At 38.0% G+C, this 25698-nt stretch carries 24 protein-coding genes; 16 read left to right on the forward strand and 8 right to left on the reverse strand.

Annotated elements, in window-relative coordinates:
- The first annotated feature begins 52 nt into the window (after positions 1–52).
- Positions 53–772: a 2,3,4,5-tetrahydropyridine-2,6-dicarboxylate N-acetyltransferase gene (gene dapD / locus HWQ49_RS00635; protein ID WP_188205639.1), complete on the forward strand. Its 720-nt coding sequence runs from the start codon at positions 53–55 to the stop codon at positions 770–772.
- A 306-nt stretch (positions 773–1078) separates the two neighbouring features.
- On the forward strand, positions 1079–2191 hold the full coding sequence (locus tag HWQ49_RS00640; protein ID WP_188205640.1) for an N-acetyldiaminopimelate deacetylase: 1113 nt from the start codon (positions 1079–1081) through the stop codon (positions 2189–2191).
- A gap of 96 nt (positions 2192–2287) precedes the next feature.
- On the opposite strand, the gene HWQ49_RS00645 is transcribed toward HWQ49_RS00640, so the two are convergent.
- The 4 genes from HWQ49_RS00645 to HWQ49_RS00660 all read right to left on the reverse strand — a co-directional run bounded on the left by HWQ49_RS00645 (position 2288) and on the right by HWQ49_RS00660 (position 6391).
- Entirely contained in the window at positions 2288–3601 is a 1314-nt protein-coding gene (locus HWQ49_RS00645) for a methyl-accepting chemotaxis protein (RefSeq protein ID WP_188205641.1), read from the reverse strand.
- A gap of 147 nt (positions 3602–3748) precedes the next feature.
- A complete protein-coding gene (locus HWQ49_RS00650) occupies positions 3749–5086 on the reverse strand; it encodes an FAD-dependent oxidoreductase (RefSeq protein ID WP_188205642.1) in 1338 nt (445 codons plus the stop codon).
- Between the two features lie 193 nt (positions 5087–5279).
- A complete protein-coding gene (locus HWQ49_RS00655) occupies positions 5280–5435 on the reverse strand; it encodes a hypothetical protein (RefSeq protein WP_188205643.1) in 156 nt (51 codons plus the stop codon).
- Positions 5436–5566: 131 nt separating this feature from the next.
- Positions 5567–6391 (reverse strand): mechanosensitive ion channel family protein, encoded by an 825-nt coding sequence (locus HWQ49_RS00660; protein ID WP_188205644.1) that lies wholly within the window; start codon positions 6389–6391, stop codon positions 5567–5569.
- Positions 6392–6658: 267 nt separating this feature from the next.
- Here HWQ49_RS00660 and HWQ49_RS00665 point away from each other — a divergent pair, with 267 nt between their 5' ends.
- From HWQ49_RS00665 to HWQ49_RS00685, 5 genes are all read left to right on the forward strand, one after another.
- Positions 6659–7201, forward strand: a complete 543-nt coding sequence (locus HWQ49_RS00665) for a peroxiredoxin (RefSeq protein ID WP_188205645.1) — start codon at positions 6659–6661, stop codon at positions 7199–7201.
- A gap of 93 nt (positions 7202–7294) precedes the next feature.
- Positions 7295–7735 carry a TlpA family protein disulfide reductase gene (locus HWQ49_RS00670; RefSeq protein ID WP_188205646.1) on the forward strand — a complete coding sequence of 147 codons (441 nt, stop codon included), beginning with the start codon at positions 7295–7297 and terminating at the stop codon, positions 7733–7735.
- A gap of 251 nt (positions 7736–7986) precedes the next feature.
- A complete protein-coding gene (locus HWQ49_RS00675) occupies positions 7987–9738 on the forward strand; it encodes an ABC transporter ATP-binding protein (protein WP_188205647.1) in 1752 nt (583 codons plus the stop codon).
- Between the two features lie 15 nt (positions 9739–9753).
- Entirely contained in the window at positions 9754–11577 is a 1824-nt protein-coding gene (locus HWQ49_RS00680) for an ABC transporter ATP-binding protein (protein ID WP_188205648.1), read from the forward strand.
- Positions 11578–12010: 433 nt separating this feature from the next.
- The gene (locus HWQ49_RS00685) at positions 12011–12679 is read left to right on the forward strand and encodes a potassium channel family protein (RefSeq protein WP_188205649.1); all 669 of its coding nucleotides are present in this window, start codon (positions 12011–12013) and stop codon (positions 12677–12679) included.
- Positions 12680–12851: 172 nt separating this feature from the next.
- Here the strand turns inward: HWQ49_RS00685 and rnjA are convergent, their stop codons facing one another.
- The 3 genes from rnjA to def all read right to left on the reverse strand — a co-directional run bounded on the left by rnjA (position 12852) and on the right by def (position 15654).
- Positions 12852–14519, reverse strand: coding sequence for a ribonuclease J1 (gene rnjA, locus HWQ49_RS00690; RefSeq protein WP_188205650.1), 1668 nt, complete (start codon positions 14517–14519; stop codon positions 12852–12854).
- Positions 14520–14523: 4 nt separating this feature from the next.
- On the reverse strand, positions 14524–14733 hold the full coding sequence (locus HWQ49_RS00695; RefSeq protein WP_188205651.1) for a DNA-dependent RNA polymerase subunit epsilon: 210 nt from the start codon (positions 14731–14733) through the stop codon (positions 14524–14526).
- 363 nt (positions 14734–15096) lie between these two features.
- Complete coding sequence (def, locus tag HWQ49_RS00700; protein WP_188205652.1) at positions 15097–15654, reverse strand: peptide deformylase; 558 nt, start codon at positions 15652–15654, stop codon at positions 15097–15099.
- 172 nt (positions 15655–15826) lie between these two features.
- Here def and HWQ49_RS00705 point away from each other — a divergent pair, with 172 nt between their 5' ends.
- The 9 genes from HWQ49_RS00705 (at position 15827) to HWQ49_RS00745 (ending at position 24705) form a co-directional block, all read left to right on the forward strand.
- Positions 15827–16486 carry a YkyA family protein gene (locus HWQ49_RS00705; RefSeq protein WP_188205653.1) on the forward strand — a complete coding sequence of 220 codons (660 nt, stop codon included), beginning with the start codon at positions 15827–15829 and terminating at the stop codon, positions 16484–16486.
- Between the two features lie 423 nt (positions 16487–16909).
- Positions 16910–17953, forward strand: a complete 1044-nt coding sequence (gene pdhA / locus HWQ49_RS00710; protein WP_188206491.1) for a pyruvate dehydrogenase (acetyl-transferring) E1 component subunit alpha — start codon at positions 16910–16912, stop codon at positions 17951–17953.
- Between the two features lie 3 nt (positions 17954–17956).
- Positions 17957–18934 (forward strand): alpha-ketoacid dehydrogenase subunit beta, encoded by a 978-nt coding sequence (locus HWQ49_RS00715; protein ID WP_188205654.1) that lies wholly within the window; start codon positions 17957–17959, stop codon positions 18932–18934.
- Positions 18935–18961: 27 nt separating this feature from the next.
- Positions 18962–20263 carry a dihydrolipoamide acetyltransferase family protein gene (locus HWQ49_RS00720; RefSeq protein ID WP_188205655.1) on the forward strand — a complete coding sequence of 434 codons (1302 nt, stop codon included), beginning with the start codon at positions 18962–18964 and terminating at the stop codon, positions 20261–20263.
- A 3-nt stretch (positions 20264–20266) separates the two neighbouring features.
- Positions 20267–21676, forward strand: a complete 1410-nt coding sequence (gene lpdA / locus HWQ49_RS00725; RefSeq protein WP_188205656.1) for a dihydrolipoyl dehydrogenase — start codon at positions 20267–20269, stop codon at positions 21674–21676.
- Between the two features lie 438 nt (positions 21677–22114).
- The gene (locus HWQ49_RS00730; protein WP_317450887.1) at positions 22115–22993 is read left to right on the forward strand and encodes a polysaccharide deacetylase family protein; all 879 of its coding nucleotides are present in this window, start codon (positions 22115–22117) and stop codon (positions 22991–22993) included.
- Between the two features lie 180 nt (positions 22994–23173).
- Positions 23174–23284 carry a GapA-binding peptide SR1P gene (locus tag HWQ49_RS00735; RefSeq protein WP_188205657.1) on the forward strand — a complete coding sequence of 37 codons (111 nt, stop codon included), beginning with the start codon at positions 23174–23176 and terminating at the stop codon, positions 23282–23284.
- Between the two features lie 174 nt (positions 23285–23458).
- Positions 23459–24421, forward strand: coding sequence for an NAD(P)H-dependent flavin oxidoreductase (locus HWQ49_RS00740; protein WP_188205658.1), 963 nt, complete (start codon positions 23459–23461; stop codon positions 24419–24421).
- 11 nt (positions 24422–24432) lie between these two features.
- The gene (locus HWQ49_RS00745; RefSeq protein WP_188205659.1) at positions 24433–24705 is read left to right on the forward strand and encodes a UPF0223 family protein; all 273 of its coding nucleotides are present in this window, start codon (positions 24433–24435) and stop codon (positions 24703–24705) included.
- A gap of 302 nt (positions 24706–25007) precedes the next feature.
- Here HWQ49_RS00745 and HWQ49_RS00750 read toward each other — a convergent pair whose 3' ends face one another.
- Positions 25008–25625, reverse strand: coding sequence for a YktB family protein (locus HWQ49_RS00750; protein WP_188205660.1), 618 nt, complete (start codon positions 25623–25625; stop codon positions 25008–25010).
- Positions 25626–25698 lie beyond the last annotated feature (73 nt).

The raw sequence follows: 25698 nt of genomic DNA on the forward strand, positions 1-25698 counted from the left end.
TGCATACTTTGTTAAATTAAAATGGTAAAACATGAGATGGAGGATTTCAATAATGAAAATGATGGATGCAAATGAAATTATTAATTTTATTTCCAATGCTAAAAAATCAACACCTGTCAAAGTTTACGTGAAAGGTGATCAGCTAAGTGAGATTGACTTTCATGAAGATGTTCAAGCGTTTGTTGATGGGCAAGCTGGTGTGATTTTTGGTGAGTGGAGTGTGGTTTCAGAAGAACTCAAAAAGCATGAATCAGCTATTGAGGATTATGTGATCGAAAATGATCGCCGTAACTCAGCGATTCCACTATTAGACATGAAAAATATTAATGCTCGTATTGAACCAGGTGCGATTATTCGCGACCAAGTTGAAATTGGTGACGGTGCGGTGATCATGATGGGAGCATCCATTAATATTGGTGCAGTTGTTGGTGAAGGTACGATGATTGATATGAATGTTGTCTTAGGTGGTCGTGCTACAGTAGGTAAGAACTGTCACATTGGTGCTGGGTCTGTATTGGCTGGTGTGATTGAGCCACCATCTGCTAAGCCTGTGGTTGTTGAAGATGGTGCAGTAGTTGGCGCAAACGCAGTCATTCTTGAAGGCGTAACGGTTGGTGAAGGAGCGGTTGTAGCAGCAGGCTCAATCGTCACTGAAGATGTTCCAGCAAACACAGTTGTTGCCGGTACACCAGCTAAAGTGATTAAAGAGATTGATGACCAAACACGTTCAAAAACAGAGATTAAACAAGAGCTACGTAAGCTTGATAACTAATTAATAGTTATTTATATGTTTTTACTTAATAAGAGGCTGGGACATAACGAAGTGAAAAGATGCTAAAGATGAACAATAAGCTGGATTAGCGTAGGAAATATACGTAGACTCCTGCGGGAGGAAAGGCCTAGGTGAGACCCCACAGCGCGTTAGCACGAGGAGGCTCACGAGCCGCCCGCGGAAAGCGAAGTATATTTCCGAAGCGGTGGTTTGAACCAGTCGTTCGTTCGGATCATTCTTTAGCAAAACACTTTTGTCCCAGCCTCTTTATTCATACGTATTAAATCAGGAAAGCGGGAGTGAAACATGACTGAATCAAATTGGACCAAAATTAGGCGAGAGCTTCATCAAATTCCAGAGTTGGGTTTTAAAGAATATAAAACACAACAATACATATTGGATTACGTTCAAAAATTACCACAAAATCATATAGAAGTGACCACATGGAAGACAGGAGTGTTGGTATTTGTTAACGGAACAGTAGGGGAGAAGACAGTCACCTACCGAGCCGATATTGACGGTCTACCTATACATGAGCAAACAGGTTATGACTTTGCGTCACAACATGAAGGTAGAATGCATGCTTGTGGCCATGATTTTCACATGACGATTGCTTTAGGTGCTCTTACTCAAGTTGTTGAGGAGCGAGTGGAGAATCATGTGTTATTTGTTTTTCAGCCTGCAGAAGAAGGGCCAGGGGGCGCACAACCAATGCTAGCCAGTGATGAGATGAACCAATACGATATTGATTATATTTTTGCGCTTCACATTGACCCCAAACGTCCAGTTGGTACTGTCGCTAGTAAAGAAGGATTACTATTCGCTAATACGAGTGAATTATTTATTGACTTTCATGGACAAGGTGGTCATGCGGCTTATCCACATGAAACAAAAGATATGATGATGGCTGCGAGTGCCTTTAATATCCAGCTACAGCAAGTCGTCGGTCGTATGGTAAATCCATTAGAAGACGCAGTGGTTACTTTAGGCAAAATGGAGGCTGGAACTGTACAAAATATTATTCCTGAAACTGCACGTGTAGAAGGTACGATTAGAACGACAAAAGCAAAAACCATGCCGTTGATCAAAGCTTCAATTGAACGGATTTTGAAAGGAATTGAAGAACGATACGATTGTCGAACAGCTGTTGACTATGGGGCTAATTATTATATGGTCGACAATGATAGTAAGTACGTTGAACAGTTCAGAAACGTTTTAGAAGGTACAGAGATTGAGTTTGTAGAGGCTGAAGAGGCTATGACAGGTGAGGATTTTGGCTACATGTTAAAAGAACTACCAGGTTTTATGTTTTGGCTAGGTGTAGATTCCCCATACGGACTACATCACAGTCAATTAAAACCTAAGGAAGATGCGATTGAAGTGGGTATTGAAGCGGTTGTCAGGATGATTGAATCTTAGTTCGTTAAGTGTGAGGATCAAATTCATAACGTTAAAGAGGCTGCCCTATTAGTCATAGATGGACTTTAAGGGCAGCCTCTTTGAATATAGAAATGGTTATTCTGTAGTATTTTCATTTAGTTTAAAGCGTTGGATTTGATCATTTAATTCGTTAGCTTGCTGAATCAGCTCATGAGTCATATGGCTAATATCTGTCATGAGTGATGTTTGCTCTTGAATGGTAGCATTGACTTCTTGAGTGCCAGCCGATGTTTCTTCGGCAATGGCTGCTACTTCTTGTGATTGATTAGATGTTTTTTCTAATGTTTGTAACTGATCATCCACTAACGATGAAATTTCTGTCACTGCTTCAGCAACTTCATTGACAGAATGGGACATTTTTTCGATTGAATCATTGGTTTGAGAGCCTTTGGAAGCTTCTGAATTTGCTTGTTTAACCTGATTATTAATCTGTGTAACTACCGAATTAACATCCTCTTGGATATTGGTAATAAGTGTTGAAACGTCATCAACTGCTTTAGTACTTTGATCAGCTAGCTTACGGACTTCCTCAGCAACAACAGCGAAACCTTTTCCGTGCTCACCAGCATGTGAAGCTTCAATCGATGCATTCAAAGCAAGGAGGTTGGTCTGTTCAGCAATATCTCCAACTAAGGTAATAATTCTCTCAACTTTATTCGCATTCTCTTCTAATCTCTCAAAAGATTCGAGAGACTCTTCTTGTTGTTTGGCTAAGTGCTGAATACCTGATACTAGGGAGCTAGTAATGTTTTTACTTTCATCTAAAGTATTTAGCATGATTTGTGAAGAGTCTTTTGAGCTTTGTGCTTGATCTTTAACTTTCTTTGCTAATGTAGTTGTATTCTCGATTGACTCAGCTGTACCTTGAATCGCATAAGATGAATTTTCTGCTCCAGCTGAAATATCTTCAATTGTAGTCTTTATTTGTTCGATTTGATCAGTTGCGTGATCGGTCACTTCTGTAATTTGATTAACCGTTTGATTGGTCGTATTAAAATTACGATTAATGTTTGTTACCATTTCTTTTAGGTTTAAGAGCATATTATTAAATGATAGGCTTAGTGCTCTAATTTCATCATCAGATTTTTTAACTTCTACTTGTTGGTTAATATTCCCCATAGATGCTTCAGACGCAACGTTCTCAAGCCTGTTTAATGGTTTAGTAATAATTTTAGCAGCAAAATAAGCTAAAATTCCTGACCAGATAATACCTAAAATTAGTGTTCCCAAAGTGAAAACAATTTCAGAAATGTTGATATAATCAACGATGAAATCTGATAATACATAGATAAAAATGGCACTTGTAGAATATGTAATCATGGCTAAAATTGTGGTGAAGACGACCAATTTCAAACGTAAACTAAATCTAAACCTTTTACTCCCCATCATAATCCCCCTAATAAATTCTATTCTTTTATCTTACTACAATTGTTCTATGATCTTAGTGAAATATCAAGAGAAAATGTGAAATTTGTCGCATTTTTTCACAATTTAGCTGATTCTCTACAATGAAGTGCGTCAGGCATTAAGAAATTGTTATAGGGTACGTCTTGCAGCTTGTTGAATTGGGTCCCAAACGCCATTATATGGTGGTGCATAAGATAGGTCTAAATTGAGTAATTCATCTGTTGTCATCTTGTGATACAGTGCTGTTGCAAGTACATCAATACGTTTATCAATACCAGAGCGTCCAATCACTTGTCCACCAAGGAGTCTTTTGGAGTCCTTTTCGTAAACTAGTTTAACTGTAAGAGTTTCACCTTTTTGATAGTATCCTGCAACTGCATTTGTTTGGAGTTTGACTGTTTCATAAGATAAACCAAGTGCTTTAGCTTCCTTTTCAGATAAGCCCGTTCGACCTATATCAAGATCTAAAAATTTTAGGATGGATGTGCCTACAACTCCTTGGAAAGCTTTAGTTTGACTGACCATGTTAAGTCCGGCAATCATTCCTTGTTTATTGGCGGTTGTACCAAGTGGAATGAAGTCATTGACTTGTTTGACGATATGATAGTGACTAGCACAATCTCCTGCTGCGTAGACATTTGGAATGTTTGTTTCCATGTAGGCATTAACTAATAACTCGTCTTTCTCTCCTACATAAAATTGCTGTTTGTCAATCATTTGAGTATTAGGTCTAACCCCAACATTAATTAACGCTACATCTGTATGATACTTGTTTTTGTCGGTAACTACGGTAGATAGATGTTGTTCTCCTGTAAAACCCTGAACCGCCTCATCAAAAATGACTTCGACACCTTGTTTGTCAGCTTCCTCATGAATAAGTTCAGCCATATCGAAATCAAATGGATTCATCAGTTGGTCCCCTCTTTGAATGATTCTAACGTTGACACCAATTTCCTTGAAGTTTTCTGCTAGCTCTAAGCCAACAAAACCACCACCGACAATGGTGACTTGTTTGACATTATTTTGTTCGATATAAGCTATAAGCTCCTCAGTATCAGGGATAGTTTTCAATGAAAAAATTCCTTCTAGGTCTGTGCCGTACCAATTAGGCTTCACGGGGCTGACGCCTGTTGCGATTAATAATTTATCGTATTTAATGGAAAAGGGCTGATTACTAGATAAATCAGTTCCAAATACGGTTTGTTGTTCAGTGTCAACCTTAGTCACGTCATGATTAACACGAGCATCAATTCCGTACTTTCCTCGAAATGTTTCTACTGAGCGAGCAATGACATCCTCAGTAGATCCCACTTGTCCACTAATGACATAGGGAAGCCCACACTGACCATATGAATAATATTCACCACGTTCTAAAGTAACGATTTCGTCTTCATCACTTCCTTGGCGCTTGATCTGCATAGCAGCACTCATACCTGCAGCATCACCACCAATAATCACGTACTTCATTTTTACACCCCGTTTTCTTTTGTTTTATGAAACTAGATTAATGGCTTAAGTTTAGTAAGTTACTCCTTTACAAGTGATAGTGTAAAGATTAGTGGTCGGTTGATTATCATTATTATGGATAAATAGGTATTTATTAATGAATCGACCGATTAAATAATGAATAGGAAAATCTAATGTTGAATTCGTGTTGTGATTAATGAATCGCTTCTAATGTTTGTTGAATAAGCAAGATTAAATGCTGAAATCGAGCAATTATTGCTGAATCGTCTAATATAATTACTGAATCATTCAATTTAATGTGAAATCGTAGCTCTGTTTCAACGGTTATCAAACTTAGTCCGACGCTCATTAAGCTCATCCGACCGTCAGCACCCTATTTCGGCGTTCTGGTATTCGAACTACTCGTCTTTCTCGTTAAAGATACTGCACACTACCTGTTTCGATAACAAAGTTCATGTGAGAACACCTGATTTTATACTATCACTTGTTAACAATCACTCGGTGTGGAAAAGGAATTTCGATGTTAGCTTCGTCTAATGCTTCTTTAAATTGCTTGCGCAGGTCACGCTCAACACCCCATTGTTCCATCTTTTCTGTTTGGGCGATAACCCGTAAAACAATATCTGAAGAGCCGAAACTTTGGACACCGACAACATTTGGTCCATCTTTAATACGATGATCATTTTTAGCAAACTCATCACACACATTTTGTAAAACTTTAATAGCCTCATCAATATTCTCGCTATAGCCTATGCTAATATCAACTAACGCACGCATATTTCCACGAGTATGATTGTTGACGACTTGGATATTACGGTTTGGTATGTAATGGAGGGTGCCATCAAATCCTCTCAATTTGGTCGTTCTTAAACCTAATTCTTCAACAATACCATCATGGCCTCCAGCTGTTACATAGTCGTCGACATCTAATTGTTTTTCAATTAAAATAAAGAATCCTGTAACAACATCACTCACAAGACCTTGTGCACCGAAGCCGATCGCCAATCCAATAATCCCCGCACCAGCAAGCAATGGTCCTATCGGTATTCCTAATACACCAAGCAAGGTGACGATAAATAAGAATAGCAATGTGTAATTAAAAACATTAATTAATAGGTTCTCTAAAGTTTTCCCTCGATTCTCACTTAGCTGTTGACGCTTTGCCATCTGGTTAATAATCGAGCGAACTACTTTTCTACCCAAGGGAGCAGCAATCATATAGGCGATTACTAGTATGAGAGCTTGTCCACCGATCGTAATAATGGAATCTAATAGGTTGTTTGTATTAAAATAGTTAGTAAGCATCAAATCATGTCTCCTTTCTATACATAATTCATACCCAAGTTTAGCTGATTTAAATCACAGCTATTTCTCTATGGGTGTTTAAGTTCATTTTCTAAATAGATTGTCGATCGGGAAAACGGTCTTGTTTAAGAATGGATCTATTTGGAAATAATGAAAAAAGCGTGAACATTAGTTATAGAAAAGGTTTTCTTGTTGACGGCTTGTTTATATTTGTTATAATTTAAGATGATTTTGCAAAAAAGAATAACTATAATGGAGGGATTTTTCATGGCAGAACGCATGGTAGGTAAACAAGCACCACGTTTTGAAATGGATGCAGTAATGGCAAACAAAGAATTCGGTAAGGTTTCTTTAGAAGAAAACATGAAGAATGATAAATGGACAGTATTATTCTTCTATCCAATGGACTTTACTTTCGTATGTCCAACTGAAATCACAGCGATGTCTGATCGTTATGATGAATTTGAAGACTTAGACGCTGAAGTGATCGGCGTTTCAACTGATACTATTCATACACACTTAGCATGGATCAACACTAGCCGTGATGACAATGGTCTTGAACAATTACAATATCCACTTGCTGCTGATACAAATCACCAAGTATCAAAAGATTATGGTGTGTTAATTGAAGAAGAAGGTGTTGCTCTTCGTGGACTTTTCATCATTGATCCTGAAGGCGAATTAAAATATCAAACTGTTTTCCATAATGATGTAGGTCGCGATGTAGATGAAACTCTACGTGTACTACAAGCACTTCAAACTGGTGGCCTATGCCCAGCTAACTGGAAGCCAGGTCAAAAAACTCTATAAGTTTAGAGTGTCGTACTTATAAACTGAAGGGTCTAACATTGATTCAGTGTTAGGCCTTTTTCATACATCTAGGAGAATAAGGGAGGTAGACTGATGAAGCTACGTACACCTATGCCTGAGCTTGAAGGAGCGACGAAGTGGTTAAATGGTGAAGTGACACGTGATGATTTAGTTGGTGACAAACCAACGTTAATTCATTTTTGGTCTGTTAGCTGTGGTATGTGTAAAGAAGCGATGCCACAGGTCAATCAATTTAGAGATGATTATGCTGATGAATTAAACGTTGTTGCTGTTCATATGCCACGCTCTGAAAAAGACTTAGATTTAGATCAAATTGAAGAAGTTGCTAAAGAGCATGGAATTACTCAACCGATCTTCGTTGATAACGAACATAAATTAACAGATGCATTTGAAAACGAATATGTTCCTGCCTATTACGTTTTCGATGCAGAGGGTAACCTACGTCACTTCCAAGCTGGTGGAAGTGGTATGAAAATGTTAACTAAACGTGTTAATCGTGTATTAGGTAAATAGTAAACCCATATTGAGATTAAGCTAGGCACTGTTGATGGAAGAGTCATCAGTGCCTAGTTTTTTGTTCTCAGACTTAAGACGGAGTCATTTTCCATCTTAAAAGCGATGTATTCCTTTTGAATTAGTTATAAAGTTATGAAATAAATATTTTTTCAAAAAATTTGTGCAAAAGGGTGGAAATTTATTTCGGAACTCGATATATTTAATAAAGCACAAAATTTTTTGACTAAACAGAAAGTGGGGGAGATGGCTTGGACATATTTAAAAAGCTCAAAAAGTATTATTGGCCATATCGCTGGTATTTTGTTTTTTCATTAATCTCGATGTTGTTTGTAACTTTGATCACTGTGGTTTATCCAATTGTGTTACAAATTACGATAGATGATGTGATTACACCAGCAAATTATGAACTCATACCTATTATTGCGATTACATTTTTACTTTTAATGGGATTGAAAGCTTTAACAACTTTTACACAGCAGTATTTAGGGGAGTTATTTGGAATCTCGACCGTATATGAAGTTCGTAATGACTTATACAGAAAATTACAGCGCTTATCATTTAAATATTATGATAATGCTAAAACAGGTGACCTAATGTCCCGTTTAACAGCTGATGTTGAAGGTTTTCGTTTCTTTTTATCAGCTGGATTTGCCGAGTTATTACGGGTGTTCTCATTAGTTACAGTTAGCTTGTGTGTCATGTTTTACTATTCGGTGCCATTAGCTTTAGTAACGATGGCGTCAATGCCGTTTTTAGCTGTATCGGTTTATATGTTTGATAAACAGGTGCACCCAGCCTTTTTAGGTATCCGTCGCTCTTTTGGGCGCTTAAACACACGTGTACAAGAAAATATCTCAGGCATGAATACGGTTAAATCATTATCGCGTGAGGACTTTGAGATTGGTCGCTACGAGGAGAAAGGTGAAAATTACCGCGATCATTACTTAAAGACGGCTAAGATCTGGGCAAAGTACTTTCCGTTTATGGAGTTTGTCGGAAATGTTTCTGTCGTTGCGTTATTAACATATGGTGGTTACTTAGTGATGCAGGGAACACTTGCAGTAGGTGAGTTATTCGCCTTCTTTAGCCTTGTATGGTATATCTTAGGACCACTAATGAACTTTGGTTTCGTCGTTAATATGTTCTCCCAAGCGAAAGCGTCAGGACAGCGTTTATTAGAAATATTAGAATCTGACTTAGAAATTGAAGATTCAAAATCTCCTAAGGGTGAGAAAATTAAAGGACATGTGACATTTAAGGATGTAACTTTAACATATGTTGAAGATGATGATGAAGCCCTTAAAAATATTTCTTTTGATGCACCTCCAGGTAAGACCATTGGATTAATTGGTGCAACAGGTTCTGGTAAATCAAGTATTACTCAGTTGATGACTCGATTTTATGAACCAGAACAAGGAGATGTGTTAATTGACGGCAAGTCGATTAATGACTATTCCTTAAAGGATCTACGTCAACAAATTGGTTTTGTCCTACAGGAACCATTTTTATTTTCAACGACTATTAAAGAAAATATTGCTTATGGAAACCCTGAAGCATCTATGGATGACATTATGGATGCGGCTAAACGAGCGCAGGCACATGATTTTATTATGGAAATGCCAAATGGCTATGACACACTTTTAGGCGAACGAGGAATGGGTCTGTCGGGTGGTCAAAAGCAGAGAATTTCCATCGCTCGTGCATTGTTAATTAACCCAAGTATTTTAGTGTTAGACGATGCGACATCTGCAGTTGATATGCAGACAGAAGCTAAGATCCAAGAGGCGTTAAAAGAAGTGATGCATGACAGGACGACATTTATTATTGCCCATCGAATTTCATCATTAATGCATGCTGATGAGATTATCGTTTTAGATGAAGGTGAGATTGTCGAACGAGGCAAGCATGAATTCTTACTTCAAAATAACGGTCCATATCAACGTATATATGACATCCAATATCAAGATAAAGAAGCCATTTTGGGAAAGCAGTATGCATAGAAGGAGGGGAACATGATGGCAACAGAGACGAGACCTGAGAGTCCGCATTTGAAACGATTTCATTACACCGTAGACGTTGCAGTTGATAAACCGTTTAACTGGCAACAGCTTGTTAGATTATTAAAGTTTGTTAAACCATATGCCAAAACACTATTACCCATCGCAGTCATCGCGATGTTGATTTCTACGGTTGTACGATTAGTTGTACCGATTATTATTGGTAGAGTGGCGATTGATGTTGCGATCGCGAATCATAATGCTAACTTATTAATCCAGTTAATTGTAGGTATTGCGATTATGTACGCCTTAAGTTACGTCGCTAATATGGTTCGGATTAAATTTGTTAACCTACTCGGGCAAAACGTCATTTATGATTTAAGAAGAACGTTATTTGCTCACGTCCAACGACTCTCAAATCGATTCTTTGATAACCGTTCGGCAGGAAGTATTATCGTTAGAATCATGAATGACATTAACTCGCTACAAGAGTTATTCACCAATGGTATTATCAATTTAATTATGGACATTGTGACACTCATTAGTATTATGGTGATATTATTCATTTTGAGTCCACAACTAGCACTGGCAGTCATGATTATTATTCCAATCATGTTCTATATTTCAACTAAATTACGTAAAAATATTCGTCGCTCTTGGCAGAATGTTCGAATTCAACAATCTCGCTTGAATTCACATTTAAACGAAAGTATTCAAGGGATTCGTATTACACAGTCCTTTGCTCAGGAAAAGGAAAATTCAGAGTTCTTCGATGGGGTGAACACAGATAACTTCTCAAGATGGCAAATTGCCGTTAAGAAAAGTGCTATGTTCCGTCCGTTTGTGGAAATGAGTAATGCGATTGGTACGGTGATTTTAATATCATTTGGATCATATTTAATTATTAATGAGACGATTACATTAGGTACTTTTATCGTATTTGCCTTCTTTATTGGAATGTTTTGGGAGCCTATCTCTAGATTAGGTCAAATGTATAACCAGCTACTAATGGCGATGTCAGCGTCTGAACGTATTTTTGAATTTTTAGATGAACAGCCTAATGTAAAAGAGAAGGAAGATGCGATTTCATTAGATGATATTCAAGGGCATATTGAGTTTGATCATGTACAATTCGCCTATGATGAGGAACGTATTGCATTACATGAAATTACCCTTGAAATGAAACCAGGTCAGTCCGTAGCATTAGTCGGTCATACTGGTTCGGGTAAAACCACGATTGCAAATTTAATCAGTCGCTTTTATGACCCGACTAAAGGAGCCGTCAAGGTGGATGGCCACGACCTACGCGATGTTAAATTAGATGACTTACGCCAAAAAATAAGTGTGGTTCTTCAGGATACATTTATTTTCTCAGGCACTATTATGGAGAATATACGCTTTGGTCGACCTGATGCCGCAGATGAAGAGGTCATTGAAGCTGCCAAAATCGTTGGTGCAGACGACTTCATCCAACGTTTAGCTGACGGTTATGAGACTGAAGTAGAAGAAAGAGGTAATATCTTATCAGCAGGGGAGCGCCAGCTATTATCGTTTGCGCGTGCGCTGTTAGCTGACCCGAAAATTATTATCCTGGATGAAGCTACTGCAAGTATTGATACTGAAACAGAAGTTAAAATTCAAAATGCACTTAAGAAGCTTTTAAAAGGTCGCACATCCATTATCATTGCTCACCGATTGTCAACGATTCGTGATTCCGACAATATTATAGTCCTAGAAAACGGTAGAATTTTAGAACAAGGAAACCATGATGAATTGATGGAAAAAGAGGGAGAGTATTACGGATTAGTGAAATCACAGTTTGAAGCTTTAGATGAAATGTAAACTAAGAGGGCTGGCTCCAAAATGATGGGGCCAGTTTTTGATTAAGTCTCTGTTAAAGTTTAGTGTAGTTGATTTAAAGAATAGCAATTAGTTGTTGTATGGTGAAAGCGAAGGTGGCGACTCCTGTGGGAACAGCACGAGCTGAAGGTCCACTTGGGAAGTGCCTTTTCTTCCCAAGTTAGCTGAAGCCGTGCCCACGGAAAGCGTCCACCGAAAGCGAATCACCATAACAACAACGAACTTTAACAGAGCGTTGATTAAATAGCCTGCTGGAGACTCCTGACGGCCTGAATAGTGTTCTGAGGGGCGAACCAAGCGTGGTGACGGTCAAAACACCCTTGATAAATAAAGATGAATACTTGGTATATTTTGCACACAAGCTAATTATAATATGGTATGCTATTCGCAGATAGGCCAAATAGGAGGAAGACAGATGAAAAAACGATTATATGCAGTAATAGGCTTAGGCCGATTTGGCGGTAGTATATGTAAAGAATTAAGTCGAGAAGGCATGGAAGTTCTTGCTCTAGATCAAGATGAGGAAAAGGTTAATGAGTTTAAGGAAATTGCTTCTCATGCGGTAATTGCTGATTCGACTGATGAATTAGCGTTAAAAGATTTAGGCTTTAGAAATATTGACCATGTCATTGTGGCTATTGGCGATAATGTTCATGCTAGTATACTAACAACTTTAATCTTAAAAGAATTAGGAATAGATAAAATTACGGTGAAGGCTCAGAACGATTATCATGAGAAAGTGTTAAATAAAATTGGTGCAGATGAGGTCGTTCACCCTGAGAGGGATATGGGAAAGCGTATTGCCCATAGTATTATTTCTAGCAACATTCTAGATTACTTAGAGCTGTCTGATGAGCATAGTGTCGTGGAAGTTAAAGCAGGCGATAAGATGGATGGAAAAACGCTTGTTGATTTGGATATTCGTGCTCGTTATGGCTGTAACATTGTCGCGATTAAAAGAGGTAAGGATATTAACGTATCACCAATGGCTGATGATGTTATTCATGGTGAAGATATATTAATTGTCATTGGTTCTGATAAAGATATTCATCGTTTTGAAAAAGATCTGGTCATTGAAGATTAATAAATCTTTACCATACTATACATTAATTATAATGGCTTTGTTAAACCAATTGGGAGTGTCAAACACCTCAATTGGTTTTTATATTTTGTGATTATAAAAAAGTTGCCCCAAACGTCTAATGACTGTTAGGGCAACTCCGTATTTTCGCTATTTGGATAGGTTGGACGAAAAATTAAACTTCCATAATAATCGGTAAAATCATTGGACGACGTTTAGTCTTATCATATAAGAATGGCTGAATCGTATCTGTAATTTCATTTTTAATTTCAGACCATTGTGTCGTTTTACGCTCCATGACCTTCTCTAGATGGTTTGATACTAGTTTTTGCGCATCTTTGATTAGATCTTCTGATTCGCGCATGTAGACAAACCCTCTTGAGATAATGTCAGGCCCGGACGCAATTTTAAATTCTTTCATATCGATACTGACGACCACAATGACTAAGCCTTCTTCAGATAAAATGCGTCGGTCTCTTAATACGATATTTCCGATATCTCCAATTCCACTTCCGTCGACATAAACATTTCCAGATGGAATTTTACCGGCTATATTGACTTTATTCTTACCAATAGCTAACACATCACCATTATCCATGATAAAGCTATTGTTTCGGTCAACTCCACAATCTTCTGCTAAGTTAATATGCTCAGCAAGCATGCGATATTCACCGTGGATCGGCATGAAGTATTTTGGCTTCATCAATCTAAGCATTAATTTCTGCTCTTCTTGGCCACCGTGACCTGACGTATGAATATCATTTAAAGAACCGTGGATGACCTTGGCACCTGCTCGATATAATTTGTTGATATTTCGGTTGATGCTAATTGTATTACCTGGAATAGGTGATGATGAGAATACAACCGTATCATCTGGCTGTATCTGGATATGACGGTGAGTTCCATTAGCTATTCTTGATAATGCTGCTAAAGATTCACCTTGAGAGCCTGTACATAAAATACAGATTTCATCACTTGGTAATTTATTAATTTGATTAGCTTCAATGAATGTTTCTTTTGGTGCACGAATATATCCAAGGTCTTGACCAATTTTAATCGCATTTTCCATGCTTCGTCCAAACACGGCGATTTTACGACCATTTTTTACTGCAGATTCTACTACTTGCTGCAATCGATAAATGTTTGATGCAAAGGTTGCGAAGATAATACGACCTTCAACATGGTCGAAAATATCTTGAATACTTTTGCCCACAACACTTTCAGATAACGTAAAACCAGGTACTTCACTGTTTGTACTATCAGATAATAAGCATAGGACACCTTCTGCACCAATTTCAGCCATTTTAGTTAAGTTGGCTGGTTCACCAACAGGAGTAAAATCAAATTTGAAATCTCCTGTATGGACGATGTTTCCTGGTGGTGTTTTTACAACAATTCCGAATGAATCTGGAATACTGTGTGTCGTACGGAAAAATGTCACAGACGTTTTTCGGAATTTAATAAGGTCATCTTCTTGGATTTCATTCAAGTTTGCGCCACGTAATAAACCATGCTCCTCAAGTTTATTACGAAGCAATCCGATTGCTAGCTTGCCACCGTAAATTGGCACATTAATTTCTCGTAACAAATATGGAATTCCACCGATGTGGTCTTCGTGTCCGTGTGTGATAAACAATCCTTTGATTTTGTCTTGATTTTGGATTAAATACGTATAGTCAGGAATGACATAATCAATTCCGAGAAGCTCATCTTCAGGGAATTTAATACCTGCATCAATTAAGATAATTTCGTCTTGAAATTGAATGCCATACGTATTTTTACCAATTTCACCAAGACCACCTAATGCAAATATTGCGACTTGATCATTTTTTACGAATTTCATTAGGTTAGATCTTCTCCACTTTAAAATCTTCGGATTGTTGTTCATAAGCTAAGTGCGACTCACTTAACTCGAGGACATGCTCAATATTGTAGTTACGGTCAGCTAGCTTTTTACGGACTTCGCGTTTACTGTCTGCTTCGATGTACATCGCTTTTGTTTCTTCACGAACGGGAGCTTCTGTTATTTCATCTTGATATAATACTTTAAAAATCATTATTTTCTCTCCTTACTTTGATGTTTTAGCGTCCCTTCCTATCCGTATAGCTATATTAAATGCATGAATGCATTATATACACACCATTAAATTAGGCGTTTAAACCTTGTTTTGATTTAAGTAATTTTTTCATTCGGTTTTTTATCTTATCTTTTAAACGTTTTAACATTATATCATACAACTCCTTTACGTATGATATAGAACACGTTTTACTTTAAATCGAACTAAATCTAATGTTGGTCACTTACTTTTTTATATTATCCACTTCTTACCTTTATTATATACTCTAAGTAGCCACAAATAAAATATTTAATACAAAAAAAGTGCTGAAGTTTTAATTCAGCACTTTTGTTTTCCTAATTTTTAGATCTCTTCTGCTGATATGGCGCCTTCTGGTGGCGTTAAAGGATCATCCTGATTAATATGATCATAAAACATAACGCCATTTAAATGGTCAATTTCATGTTGAAAAACAATAGCAGCATACCCTTTTAGTCTGACCTTGATCTCTTCACCTTCTAATGTTGTTGCCTTTACAGTCACTCGTGCGTGGCGTGGAACAATGCCTGGTACGTCCCGATCCACACTTAAACAGCCTTCGCCTCCTGGTAAGTAGGATTGTTCAACGGAATGGCTAACAATTTTTGGATTGAACAAGCCATAACTGTACTCTTTGCCATGAAAATCGACAAAATGAACAGCCATCATGCGTTTTGAAACTCCAATTTGTGGAGCTGCTAAGCCGACACCAGGACGTAAATCATATTTTTCAGCTAATTCATCATCCTGACTAATTTTTATAAATTGAAGCATATCATTTAGCATTTCTTTTTCTTCACTTGTAGGTGGTAAGGATACTTCTTCGGCCTTTTGTCTTAGTACGTCATGTCCTTCACGAACAATATCTTTCATGGTTATCATGTGTTTCATCCTTTCAACAAACCTATGTACAATCAGAAGTTTCATCTTTCTTGAATAATTTTATCATAACTTTTTGATAATCATAATAAAAGACTAATATTTTTGTGAAGTAAGATATGTTATACTGTTTTTTAGGAATCAGAGACGAAGCTATAGAAAGAGGGATTGAACGATGAAGAAATGGATGCTCACTTTAGTGATTGGATTGACGATCATGATGTTAGCTGCTTGTACGGATCCTCACAATCAAGCTGCAGAAAGTATGTATGAACACTTAGAGGCTTCTGTTGAATTAGAGAGTGAATTTCATGAAGCGCAATCAGAATTAGTTGAGCTAGAACAGCAAGAAAATGATCTTTACCTTGAGATGATTGAAGTCAACATGGATGAATTAGATGAAATTGAAGAAACTGCTGATCAAGCACTATCCATTGTTGAAGAACGCAGACAGTTAATGGAAGTTGAAATGGATAGCATTGATGCTGCTAAGGAAGAGTTTGATGAAATTGAAGGCTACTTAGATGATTTAAACGAATCAGCTGGGGAAGTGGCTAATGATATGATTTCAACCAAAGAAGATCGATACCAAGCATTTGTTGAATTATACGAATCCTATCAAACATCACTTGATCGTGATGAGGAGTTATATAATATGTTAAAAGATGAGGACTTGGAAAAGGAAACACTAGATGAGCAAGTTGAGTTAGTTAATGAAAGTTATGATGAAATTTCTGCTGCTCAAGAAACCTTTAATGAATATACAAATGAATTTAATGATTTGAAGCGTCAATTTTATGAAGCTGCTGAACTTGAAGTTGAATTTGTCGAATAATTAAGATTACGTGTTTTAATACAGTGCATACTGACAAGGTGTGCACTTTTTTATTTGTAGTCATGAAGGCGTTATTCTGTTATAACACAGAAATATAATTTAACTATAACAGATTGTGTGATGCTATAAACCTTTTAGTAGGAATCACTGCTGTGAAAACATTGGTGATAAACTGTTTGACGAACAATATATTGATAGGATAAACTACAAGTTAGGTGAAGGGTGTACTAGTCACTAGCGTCTAAAACGTGTAACAGTTTACATGGTTAAGACCGAATAAAAATGGGTACATACTATAAAAGGTAGGATTAGTACTGAAAAGAATTGGTAAACTAATAATTAGCAAATATTTTTGTTAGGAAGGAAGAGGTGACGAGAGTGAGTTTTAACAATCCACTTGAAGGTATCGAAGAGAAATTTGAAATGATTCAAATCTTAGATGAAAACGGTAAAATCGTTAATGAAGATGCTATGCCGGATTTATCTGATGAGGACCTAGTCGAGTTAATGCGTCGTATGGTTTATACTCGTGTATTGGATCAGCGTTCAATTGCACTAAATCGTCAAGGTCGCCTAGGTTTCTATGCGCCGACAGCAGGACAGGAGGCTTCTCAGTTAGGAAGTCATTTTGCGATGGAGAAAGAGGACTTTTTACTTCCTGCTTATCGTGATGTCCCTCAATTAATTTTTCATGGCTTACCACTATATCAAGCATTTTTATTCTCGCGTGGTCATTTCCATGGTAACCAAATGCCTGAGGATATGAATGCGTTAAGCCCACAGATTATTATCGGTGCGCAAATTACGCAGGCTGCTGGTGTTGCTTTAGGTTTTAAACGCAAAGGTAAGGCTAATATAGCCCTAACTTATACTGGTGATGGTGGTGCATCACAAGGTGACTTCTATGAAGGTATGAACTTTGCTGGAGCTTATCAAGCACCTGCTGTATTTGTCGTTCAAAACAACCAGTTTGCGATTTCTGTTCCAGTAGAAAAGCAGTCAGCTGCTAAGACAGTAGCACAAAAAGCAGCAGCTGTAGGAATTCCAGGGTATTTAGTAGATGGAATGGATGTATTAGCAGTTTATGCAGTTGTTAAACAAGCCCGTGAACGTGCAGTTAATGGTGAAGGGCCAACACTTATCGAAACGATGACTTATCGTTATGGTCCTCATACTATGGCCGGTGACGATCCAACTCGTTATCGTACAGATGATATGGATGATGAGTGGGAGAAAAAAGATCCACTTGTGCGCTTCCGTAAATACTTAGAAGGTAAAGGCTTATGGTCCGAAGAGAAAGAAAATGAAGTGATCGAAACAGCCAAAGAAGAAATAAAAGCAGCGATTAAGAAAGCAGACCAACAAGAAAAACAAAAAGTAACGGACTTAATCTCCATTACTTATGAGGAACTTCCATCTAACCTACAAGAACAAATGGAAGAATACAAAGAAAAGGAGTCGAAGTAAACCATGGCACAAATGACAATGATTCAAGCGATTACAAATGCGCTACAGACAGAATTAAAAAATGATGAAAATGTCCTTGTGTTCGGTGAAGACGTTGGTCAAAACGGCGGGGTCTTCCGTGCAACAGAAGGCTTGCAAGAAGAGTTTGGGGAAGAGCGCGTATTTGATACACCATTAGCTGAATCAGGCATTATTGGTTTAGCTGTTGGTATGTCAACACAAGGTTTACGTCCGGTACCTGAAATACAGTTCTTCGGCTTCGTATATGAAGCAATGGATGCAGTCAGTGGACAGGCGGCTCGTATGCGTTATCGTTCTGGTGGTAGATGGCATGCACCGATTACGATTAGATCACCATTTGGTGGTGGAGTACACACACCAGAATTACACGCAGATAGTTTAGAAGGATTAATGGCACAACAACCAGGTTTAAAAGTTGTCATTCCGTCAAACCCTTATGATGCCAAAGGATTATTAATTCAATCAATCCGTGATAATGATCCGGTAATCTTCTTAGAACATATGAAATTATATCGTTCCTTTAGAGAAGAAGTTCCTGAGGAAGAATATACAGTAGAACTTGGTAAAGCTAATGTTAAGCGTGAAGGTAGTGATATTACTTTTGTCACTTATGGTGCGATGGTTCACTCAGCGTTAAAAGCTGCAGATGAACTTAAAGAAGAAGGTATTGAAGCTGAGGTTATTGACTTACGTACTGTTGCTCCTATTGATATTGATACTATTATCGAATCGGTTAAGAAGACAAACCGTGCAGTTGTGATCCAAGAAGCACAAAAACAAGCAGGTGTCGCAGCGAATATCGTGACAGAAATTCAAGAACGTGCAATTCTTCATTTAGAAGCACCTGTCTTACGTGTTGCAGCTCCAGATACGGTTTATCCGTTTTCAGAAGCAGAAGAAGTATGGTTACCAAACCATAAGGATATCGTGGAAAAAGCAAAGCAATCGATTAACTTTTAAGAACGCTTAGAACAGGAGGGAATTAACGTGGCCTTTGAATTTAAGTTACCTGATATTGGTGAAGGTATACATGAAGGTGAAATTGTTAAATGGTTCATTAAAGCTGGCGATGAGATTCAAGAAGATGATGTTTTATGTGAAGTCCAAAATGATAAAGCAGTTGTTGAAATCCCTTCCCCAGTTGAAGGTACCGTTAAAGAAGTTTTAGTTAATGAAGGTGATGTTGCAGTTGTTGGTGATACAATTGTAACGATTGAAGCTGAAGGCTATGAATCAGAAGGTGGCGATGATTCTTCTGAGCCAGAAGCGGAACCTGAAGAGCCTGCTACAGATCAGAAACAGGAAGAGAAAGTAGCATCAGAAGAAAAAGTTGGTGGCAATGAAACAAAAGTTGATGAGAATCAGCGCGTGATTGCTATGCCATCTGTACGTAAATATGCAAGGGATAATGATGTCGACATCCGTCAAGTTCAAGGTTCAGGAAAGAACGGCCGAGTACTTAAGGGTGATATTGACCAATTCTTAAGCGGTGATCAGCCTAAAGCTGATACAACTCAGGATACAACTGAGGCAACACCTGAGGCTGGAACTGAAACACCGGCTCAAGTACCAGTCTTAGAAGGACAATATCCAGAAACGCGTGAGAAAATCAGTGGAATCCGAAAAGCTATTGCGAAAGCGATGGTTAACTCTAAACATACTGCACCTCACGTGACATTAATGGATGAAGTTGATGTGAGTGCACTAGTTGCTCATCGTAAGAAGTTTAAAGAAGTTGCAGCAGAACAGGATATTAAGCTAACATACTTACCATATGTCGTTAAGGCGTTAGTTTCTGCGCTTAAGAAGTTCCCAGTCCTAAATACTTCTTTCGATGATGATACAGAAGAAATTATTCAAAAGCATTACTACAATATTGGTATTGCAGCAGATACTGAAAAGGGTCTTTTAGTACCAGTTGTAAAAGATGCTGACCGCAAATCAATCTTTGACATTTCTGCAGAAGTTAACGAGTTGGCAACAAAGGCACGTGATGGTAAACTATCTTCAGAAGAAATGAAAGGTGCATCAAGTTCAATTACCAATATTGGTTCTGCTGGTGGTAAATGGTTTACTCCAGTTATTAACCATCCAGAAGTGGCTATTTTAGGCATTGGTCGTATTAGTGAACAGCCTGTTGCACGTGATGGTGAGGTTGTAGTTGCACCAGTTCTTGCGATCTCATTAAGCTTTGACCATCGTATGATTGATGGCGCAACAGCTCAGCATGCAATGAATCATGTTAAACGTTTACTAAATGACCCACAACTAATTATGATGGAGGCGTAATTTATGGTAGTAGGAGATTTCCCGGTAGAGGTAGATACGTTAGTCGTAGGAGCAGGCCCAGGTGGATATGTAGCTGCGATTCGTGCAGCGCAAATGGGCCAAAAGGTAACAATCGTAGATAAAGGTAATTTAGGTGGCGTATGCTTAAACGTAGGTTGTGTTCCTTCAAAAGCCTTAATTTCGGCAGGTCACCGTTATGAGCATGCAAGTGGTTCAGAAGATATGGGAATTGTAGCTGAAAAAGTGTCTGTTGACTTTTCAAAAGTTCAAGAATGGAAAGGACAAGTCGTTAATAAGTTAACTGGCGGTGTTGAAGGTTTATTAAAAGCTAATAAAGCGGACATCGTTAAAGGTGAAGTTTACTTTGTCGACCAAAATACAGCAAAAATTATGGACGATAAACAGTCACAAACATATAAGTTTAAAAACTGTATTATTGCCACTGGTTCTCGTCCGATTGAGTTAAAACCATTCCCTTACTCTAAGCGTGTTCTTGATTCTACAGGTGCTCTTGAATTAGATGAAATTCCTGAGAAAATGGTCGTGATCGGTGGAGGTTACATCGGTACAGAGCTTGGTGGTGCTTACGCAAGCTTTGGTACTGAAGTGACGATCCTAGAAGGTGAAAAAGACATTCTAGGTGGTTTCGAAAAACAAATGACTCAGCTTGTTAAAAAGCGTCTGAAGAAAAAAGGCGTTGATGTAGTCACACAAGCTATGGCACAAGGTGTCGAGGAAACTGATAACGGTGTGAAAGTTACTTATGAACATAAAGGTGAAGAGAAAACAGTTGAAGCTGACTACCTATTAGTAACTGTTGGGCGTCGTCCAAACACTGATGAGATTGGCCTTGAAGAAATTGGTCTTGAAATGGATGATAGAGGTCTAGTTAAGATTGATAAACAATGTCGCACTAACTTAGATAACATTTATGCAATTGGTGACATCGTTGAAGGACCACCACTTGCACACAAAGCATCCTATGAAGGTAAGATTGCTGCTGAAGCTATTAGTGGCGAAAAATCAGAGATCGATTATCTTGGTATTCCTGCAGTAGTCTTCAGTGATCCAGAGCTTGCAAGCGTGGGTCATACTGAAGAAAGTGCAAAAGAGGCTGGATATGAGGTTGAAGCTTCTAAATTCCCATTCGCAGCTAACGGACGTGCACTATCTCTAAATGACTCAGATGGTTTCGTGAAACTTGTTACACGTAAGTCTGACGGTTTAGTGATCGGTGCTCAAGTTGCAGGTCCAAATGCAAGTGATATAATTGCTGAATTAGGTCTAGCTGTTGAAGCTGGTATGACAGCCGAAGACTTAGCTCTTACTATTCACGCTCACCCAACTCTAGGTGAAACAGTCATGGAAGCAGCAGAAGTTGCAATCGGTATGCCAATACACATTGCAAAATAATGAGTATGGAAAAAACGGTAAAGATGAACTTCATCTTTACCGTTTTTTATTGGTTATATATTATGAAATCAAATTTTGCCTCCTGTGACGGTGCTGATAATCTAGCGCTTATCTTGCTCGTCCGACTGTCAGTGGTGCTTGTCCGACTTTTAGGCCGTCTCATCCGACGGTCGTGGGGCTTTGTCCGGCGCTCAACATGCTCGTCCGACCGTTGCGGAGCATTGTCCGACGCTCAGTCCTCTCATCCGACGGTCATGAAGCTTTGTCCGACGCTCAGCCGTCTCATCCGACGGTCGTGGAACCCCACACCAGTTTTCTTAAAAAAATTATTTAAAAACTGTAACAATTTATAATAAAAAACGACAAATATTATATTCAAACAACTACATATTGTTATATAATTAAATTATTAGGACGCAAAAGGGAGGATCAACTTAGATGATGAGGTATTTATTCGTATTATTGCTAGCAATGATGCTTGTACTAGCTGCTTGTAGCAATGATGAACCAGATACTGATGAAGAGTCACAAACTGGGGAAGAAGTAGAACAATCAGAAGATCAAGAAACAGATGAGGAACAAGATGAATCAGAGGAAACCAACGAAGAAGATTCCCAAGACTCTGAAGAAGAGCAAAATGAAGATGAACAAACAACAGACAAACAAAATGAACCACAAGAATCACAATATGAATTAACTGAACATTGGTCATTGACACCGATTGATGACGCTGAATCGGATGTTGTTTTACTTACAATTGACGATGCTCCTGATGGAAACGCATTAGAGATGGCAGAAAATCTTAATGAACTAGATGCATCAGCAATCTTTTTTGTGAATGGAATTTTCATGGAGGACGAAGAGAGTCAGGATATTGTTAAACAAATTCATGACATGGGCTTTCCGATTGGAAACCACACATACGGTCACAAGAGCTTAAAAGACCTTTCAGAAGAAGAGCAATATGAAGAGATCATAAGCCTAAACGAGTTAATTGAAGAGGTGACTGGAGAGAAGCCAGAATATTTTAGAGCACCACATGGTTTAAATACTGATTATGCTAGAGATTTAATAGCAGATGAAGGTATGTTATTAATGAACTGGTCTTATGGTTATGATTTTATGGAAGGTTACATGGAAAAAGAAGAACTTACTGATATTATGGTAAATACTGATTTGTTATCAAGTGGAGCGAATCTACTAATGCACGATCGTGAGTGGACAAATGAGGCATTGGAAGATATCGTTGAAGGTCTACGTGATAAAGGCTATGAAATGCTAGACCCGGAATTAATTCTGAATCCACATAAAGATTAACTAGAAAACCGAGCTGAAATAAGCTCGGTTTTTTTGTGATATAGAGTGACATAAATAAGCATTAAAATAATATACTGTTTATACATAATTAAATTAGTATCACATATTGCACAAAATAGTATGACATAATATAATAAAGTATAACACACTTAATATTTTCTTTTGGAAGGGGCGATACGGGTGGGTACGATTGTTTGTTCTAGCTGCCAGCGCGTGATTGACTATTTTGAGGATGAAAAGGTAACAGTGTTATATAGTAGCCGGTGTCAATGTAAGAATAAGAAAAAATAAAGGTTATAGTTAAATGCCCAACTATCGAAGATTATCGATAGTTGGGTTTTTATGTTTGAATTCGTTTAACGACCATAATCAATTCGTTAAATTTTAGTCAGAATTCACGAACTTTTAATCCTCATTTAAAACATGGTAAGATATAGAAAGAAATGATTGGGAGGCTGGTAAACAATGGCATTGAAAACAAGGATAACCGAGCTACTTGGTATTGAATTGCCTATTATTCAAGGAGGCTTAGCTCACTTGGCGTATGCTGATCTGGCAGCAGCGGTTTCAAATGCTGGTGGCTTAGGGCAAATTACGGCGATGAGCCTACCGAATGAAGATGCATTACGCGAGGAAATACATAAAGTTAAACAAATGACTGATCGCCCTTATGGTGTGAATTTCGCAATTGGACAACAAAGACGTCCGTTTGAATCGATGGTTCAGGTGGCGATCGATGAAAAAGTTCCAGCCATTTCGGTAACTGGAGGTAATCCTAAGCCGGTAATTGATATGGTTAAAGATACACCGATTAAGGTATTAGTGTTAGTGGCTGCTAAGCGTCAGGCCGTTAAAGCTGCGGAGTTAGGAGCAGATGCTGTCATGGTGGTAGGTCATGAAGGTGGAGGTCATTTAGGTCGCGATGATATTGGTACCTTTGTCTTAACACCAGAAGTTGTTGATGCGGTTGATATTCCTGTTGTTGCCTCTGGTGGAATAAGTGATGGAAGAGGCTTGATGGCTGCTTTAGCGCTTGGTGCTGAAGGTATTGAAATGGGCACAAGGTTTATTGCAACTAAAGAATGCGTTCATGCTCATGAATCTTATAAGCAAGCATTACTTGAAGCTGATGAAAAAGCAACCGTCCTAATCAAACGATCCCTTGGTCAACCTGCTCGAGCGCTAAAAAATAATTGGACGGATGAAATTTTACAATTAGAAGAAAAAGAAGTTGGTTATGAAGGATTGAAAGATTACATTAGTGGGGAAGCTAATAAAAAATATATTTATGAAGGCAATCAAGAAGAAGGGTTTGCCTGGGCTGGACAAGTATCGATGCGTATTGATGAGATCCCAACTGTCCAGACGTTATTTCAGCAAATCCTTCAAGATGTAGAAGAAATTAAAGATAAATGGAGTAAATTTTAAGAGGTGACAGTATGAATTACCATTATCCAATTGATCCAGATTGGTCAACAGAAGAAGTGATGGACGTCATTCATTTCTTCCATATAGTTGAACAAGCGTATGAAAATGAAGTGGCAAGAGATGACGTGTTAGATGCATACCATGCCTTTAAACGCGTCATCCCGGCTAAAAATGAGGAAAAGTCTCTGTTTAAAGATTTTGAAAAACAGTCAGGTTATGTCCCATACCAAGTTGTGAAACGAGCTAAAGAGTCTGATGAGGGAAGTTTGGTCTCATTGTCTTAAGGTTACGACTAGAGGTGAGTAACCAAAACTCCTTTTATGTTTAATGTCGGATTGATGGTGATGTTAATCGTCTTGGTTACGTTTTTAATTTCAGAATCCATAAAAGCAATTCATTTCAAAATAAAAGGTTGGAAAAATAGTTGCTGAAATCTGATACTAACATGTGGAGATGTCCTCTGAGACTTCTGAATCAGCGAATACAATAAAATGATGTAAAACATACAACCCCAGTTAAGAACTTTTTTTTACTTAGTTCTCTAACTGGGGTGTCGTTTATGATATAGGGCAAAGTGTCAACTGTTTCATTTCATTGATAATTTGTAGATAGGTAATAAGGTTTCGAAGGTTGTTCGGATTTCTGTTAGTAAAGCGTCGCCATCTGTTAATATCGGATCGTCTTTACTTATGTGGCGACCGATTAGGAATTCACCTTTTTTGACGTTCGTAAACCGTTCGAGGGCTTTAGTAAGGTCTATTTCCTCTAACGTTTGGGCATCCTTTTTAGTGTGGTCAAGCGATATCACGTAATCAGTTGGAACATTAGATGTAATGACATCTGAGTTTTGTAAAAATTGGTTACCAATCGTGTTTTTATTCGGCATTTCATAAATATATGCTAGCCATAGAAACAGGTGGTCGTCCCATAGACCGATTTGAAAGTGTGGGTGTTTCTTATATCCTCGTTTGTCATGGCAATAGGCTGACCAAGTATCAGAAGGTGGATTGACCGTTCGTCTTGCGTGTTTGGCAATATGTAAAAACATCTCATTTCCAATCATGGCTGCTAAGTCAGCAGCAATCACGTCACCAATTGCTTGGAATTTTGGTTGAATTCTCTCTTGGATTACAGTCATTCTTTCGTCAAGACCTTCGATTTGAAAGGTTTCAAAATCATGTTGATTAAAGCCGTTAAATTGCATTTTATATACCCATCCTTTATTATAATAGTATTTTACGATTAAGCTCTAACATTAAGTGGATTATTTTCTTATA

The sequence above is a fragment of the Alkalibacillus aidingensis genome (genome assembly GCF_014595945.1).
GTDB classification, from domain to species: domain Bacteria; phylum Bacillota; class Bacilli; order Bacillales; family Alkalibacillaceae; genus Alkalibacillus; species Alkalibacillus aidingensis.